This window comes from Verrucosispora sp. SN26_14.1 (genome assembly GCF_004307965.1).
Lineage (GTDB): Bacteria > Actinomycetota > Actinomycetes > Mycobacteriales > Micromonosporaceae > Micromonospora.
Map to the genome: position 1 here is coordinate 1 of NZ_SISL01000492.1, position 4,224 is coordinate 4,224.

The following is a 4,224-nucleotide window of genomic DNA, read 5'->3' on the forward strand; positions in this document are numbered from 1 at the left end:
TCGCGTGGGTCGCCGGGGTCGCCGCGCTGGCCGGCGCGGCCTCCGCCGGGCAGATCATGCTCGTCGCCCTGGGCGGGGTGCTGAGCTTCCTCGGCATCGTGCTCTTCGGTCCGGTGCTGGTGCCGGCGCTGGTCCGCCTCTTGGGGGCACCGGTCCGGCGGATCCTCGGCGTCACCGGCACGCTCGCCGTGGCCAACGCGGTGCGCAACCCCCGGCGGGTGGCCGCGACCGCCACCGCGCTGGTGATCGGCATCGGTCTGGTCTCCTCGTTCCTGGTCGGCGCGCAGAGCACCAAGGTGGCCATCGAACGCACCGTCGACGCCGAGGTGGGGGTGGACTTCCTGGTCACCGGCATCGGCGTGGACCTGCCCGTCGGGCTGACCGGTGCGCTGGCCGCCCGGCCCGAGCTGGGCGTGGTGCACGAGGCACGGACCCGCAGCGTCGACGACGTCGAGTACCGCGCGGTCCATCCGGCGCTGGTCGCCGACCGGATCGCGCCGGTGACCACCGGGCAGCTCGACCGGCTCGGACCCGGGCGGGTCCTGGTGGACCGCGAGCTGGCCCAGCGACGCGGCTGGTCGGCGGGGGACCGGATCACCCTGCGGTCGCAGCCGTTCGAGGTGGCGGCGGTGGTCGACGGGCTCGCCTCCGGCGGCACCGGGTCGGCGGTGCCGCCCGGGCACGCGGTGGGCCTGGTCGACGTCGACCACGCCCGGCTCTTCCCCGACGAGCGCGGCGTCCAGACCGAGATCGACCCGGCTCCGGGCGTGCCGGTGGAGGTGGCGCGTGCCGCCATCGAGGAGGTACTCGTCGACTACCCGACGGTCAACCTGCTGGACCAGGCGGCGTACAAGCGGATGCTCACCTCCACGGTGGACATGCTGCTCGCGTTCGTGGTCGCGTTGCTCGGGCTGGCCGTGGTGATCGCCCTGGTCGGGGTGGCCAACACGCTCAGCCTGTCGGTGGTGGAACGGACCCGGGAGAACGCGGTGCTGCGTGCCGTCGGGCTGACCGGCGGCCGGATGCGCGCCATGCTGGCCGTCGAGGCGGTCCTCACCGCGCTGGTCGGTGCCGTGCTCGGCGTCGCGCTCGGCACCGGCGTCACCGCCGGGGCGATGGCGTTGCTGGCCCGGCTCGCCGGGGAGTTCACACTGGTCGTGCCCTGGGCCCGGCTCGCCGGGGTATTCGCCGTCGCGATACTGGCCGCGCTGCTGGCATCGGTGCTGCCGGCGCGGCGCGCACTGTCCCGGCCGGTCGTCGAGGCGCTCGCCGACCGCTGATCGTGGCGGCGTGGCTGCTCGACACGCCGACGCGGGAACAGCTACACCGCCACGATGATGTCCGGCGGTCAGAGGCGTTCGACGGTGGGGCCGGTGCAGCGGTCGCGGGTGTCGAAGACGTACCGGGACTCCCGGGCCACCAGGTCGTAGTCGAACGCGTCGTGGTCGGTCACCACCACCACGCCGTCGGCCTCGCGCAGCTCGCGTTCGGTCAGGTCCACGATCAGCACCCCGTCCGGCAGGTGGTGCGCCTCGGCGTACGGCTCCACCGCGCGGACCTCGGCACCGAGGTCCCGCAGCCGCCGGGCCACGTCCACCGCCGGGGAGTCGCGCATGTCGCCGGTGTTGCGCTTGTACGCCAGCCCGAGCAGCAGCAACCGCGCGCCGCTGACCGCGCGGCCGGAGCGGTTCAGCCCGGCCATCACCCGCTGTGCCACGTGCTCGGGCATCTCGTGGTTGATGTCGTTGGCCAGCTCGATGAACCGGAACTGCCGGCCCAGGCGTCGCTTGACCTGCCAGGACAGATAGCACGGGTCGATCGGCAGGCAGTGCCCGCCGACGCCGGGGCCGGGCCGGAACGGCATGAAGCCGAACGGCTTGGTCTCGGCCGCGTCGATGGCCTGCCAGACGTCGATGTCGAGCTGGTGCGACAGCATCGTCAGCTCGTTGACCAGGGCGATGTTGACCTGGCGGAAGGTGTTCTCGATCAGCTTCGTCAACTCGGCCACCCGGGTCGAGTCGACCGGGACCGTACGCTCCACCAGCCGCCGGTAGAACTCGTCCACCCGGGCCAGGGAGACCTCGTCGACCCCGGAGACCACCTTCGGGGTGTTCTCCAGCCGCCAGCTCGGGTTGCCCGGGTCGATCCGCTCCGGGCTGTACCCGAGGTGGTAGTCGCCGGGGCTGCGCAGACCGCTGGCCGACTCCAGGAGCGGACGCAGCAGCTCCTCGGTGGTGCCCGGGTAGGTGGTGGATTCGAGGATCACCGTGCAGCCGGGCCGCAGGTACGGTGCGATGCCGCTGCCGGCCTGCTCCACGTAGCTCAGGTCCGGCGTGCCGTCCCGCAGGGGAGTGGGCACCGTGATGACGCAGATGTCGAAGTCGCGCGCGTCGGCGTACTCGCTGCTGGGCCGGTACCGGCCGGTGGACAGGGCCCGGCCGAGCCGGTCGGCGGGGATGTCCGCCACGAACGACTCACCCGAGGCGAGCCGCTTGACCCGGTCGGTGTCGACGTCGAGGCCGACCACGTCCAGGCCGGCTTCGACGGCGCGCATGGCCAGCGGCAGACCGACGTACCCCTGCCCGATGACGACCAACTTCTCCTGGCTCACCCGAGCTCCTGACCGGTAGAAAATACCTGCTGGTCAGGAGCTTAGAGCGGAGTGTGACCCCGTACGTCCGTTTCGGTGATATAGGGGCGGGTGGGACTCAGCTCGCCTCGCCGTTGTCCGGCGGGTCGACCGGCGGCGGGGCCGTGGTGGTGGTCGGCGTGGTGCCGGGCCGGGTGGGTGCGGTGGTGGGCGCGGCCGTGGGCGGTGCGGTGGTGGGCGCGGCGGTGGTCGGCCGGGGGGCGGGCGCGGCACCGCCGCCGCCGACGACCAGGTCCACGCAGTTGTAGAAGGCCATCGGGGTGTCGCCGATGTTCCAGACCGCGAGCAGCCGCTGGCGGCCGGGGAAGTTGCTCAGGTCGATGGTGTGCGACACAGTCGCGTCCGGCTGGGCGTTGCCCTCGTCGATCTCGGCGACCAGTCTGCCGTCGATGAAGTACTGCCAGTCGGCGGTCCGGTGCCGGGCGGTCAGCACCCAGGTGAGGGTCACCGAACTGCCCACGTTCCGGGCCGGCCAGTCGCGGGACTCGTCGGAGAGTACGGACCACTGGGCCACTCCGCCGTCGCACCGCTGGGAGCCCTTGGGCGCCTCGACGCTCTGCGGCTCGAACTGGATCGGGCCGCAGTCGGTGACCGTTCCGGCCGCGCACAACGCCTGTCGGCTGGGCGGGTTGGAGACGTATCCGTGGGCCTGGGCGGGCGAGGAGACCGCCAGGGACGAGGCGACCATGCCGAGGGCCACCAGTGGGTAGGTGATCTTCCTGCGCATCTGAACTCCGTACGGCTCGCTGCGGCTGTGACGGCGAGGACGCTAGTGCGCGGTTCCATAAAGGAGCCTTAACGGCTCCGGAAAGGATCATGAAAGGCGACTGCTGCTCCCGAGTCGCTCCGGAGCGTGATCGACCGTCCCCAGCAGGATGCCGACCCGGGCACCGCCGAGCGGACTGCGGGTGACCACCAGGTGACCGCCCGACGTCTCGGCGGCGCGCCGCACGATGTCGAGACCGAGGCCGGTCGACCCGGCGGCGCTCACACCCCGCTGCACCGCCCGTGCCGGGTCGGCGATGCCCGGCCCGGCGTCGTCCACCAGTACCCCGTCGGGCGAGACGCTGACCCGGAAGGCGGCACCGTCCGGGGTGTGCGCGAAGACGTTGCCGAGCATCGCGTCCACCACCAGGATCAGTTCGCTGCGCGGCATCGGCAGGACCACCGGTACGTCGCCACCGGTCACCTCCCACGGACGCTCCTGGTCCTCGGCCAGCACCGACCAGAACGCCAACCGGTCGGCCAGCACCTCCACCAGGTCGGCGCTCTGCCCGTCCCGCCCGTCGGTGCCGCGCCGCACCCCACGGATGATCGAATCGAGTTCCTCGTCGAGCAGGTCGCAGGCCTGCCGCATCCGCTCGCCGATCGGGCCCGGCGGCATCGCCTCGGCGTCCAGACGCAGCGCGGTCAGCGGCGTCCGCAACCGGTGGGAGAGGTCGGCCGCCAACTCGCGCTCCCGGTTCATCAGCAGCCGCAGGTCGTCGGCCATCGCGTTGAACGACCGGGCCGCGTCCTGGAGTTCCCGGGGGCCGTTCGGCTCCGCCCGGGCGGTCAGGTCGCCGCCGCCGAGC

General features: G+C 72.6%; 4 protein-coding genes. 1 reads left to right on the forward strand and 3 read right to left on the reverse strand.

The genetic code is table 11. The annotated features are described in order from the left end of the window. Positions 1–1,280: FtsX-like permease family protein (locus EYA84_RS27720; protein ID WP_131056791.1), on the forward strand; the 1,280-nt coding region annotated here is incomplete at its 5' end. A 68-nt stretch (positions 1,281–1,348) separates the two neighbouring features. Here EYA84_RS27720 and EYA84_RS27725 read toward each other — a convergent pair. From EYA84_RS27725 to EYA84_RS27735, 3 genes are all read right to left on the reverse strand, one after another. Then, a complete protein-coding gene (locus EYA84_RS27725; RefSeq protein WP_131056793.1) occupies positions 1,349–2,611 on the reverse strand; it encodes a nucleotide sugar dehydrogenase in 1,263 nt (420 codons plus the stop codon). Between the two features lie 97 nt (positions 2,612–2,708). After that, positions 2,709–3,377 carry a lytic polysaccharide monooxygenase auxiliary activity family 9 protein gene (locus tag EYA84_RS27730; protein ID WP_131056795.1) on the reverse strand — a complete coding sequence of 223 codons (669 nt, stop codon included), beginning with the start codon at positions 3,375–3,377 and terminating at the stop codon, positions 2,709–2,711. Positions 3,378–3,464: 87 nt separating this feature from the next. Then, positions 3,465–4,224: HAMP domain-containing sensor histidine kinase (locus EYA84_RS27735; RefSeq protein ID WP_131056797.1), on the reverse strand; the 760-nt coding region annotated here is incomplete at its 5' end.

Bases quoted from the DNA above. Each gene is read 5' to 3' on its own strand.
- EYA84_RS27730 (WP_131056795.1), bottom strand. From the start codon at position 3,377: ATGCGCAGGAAGATCACCTACCCACTGGTGGCCCTCGGCATGGTCGCC.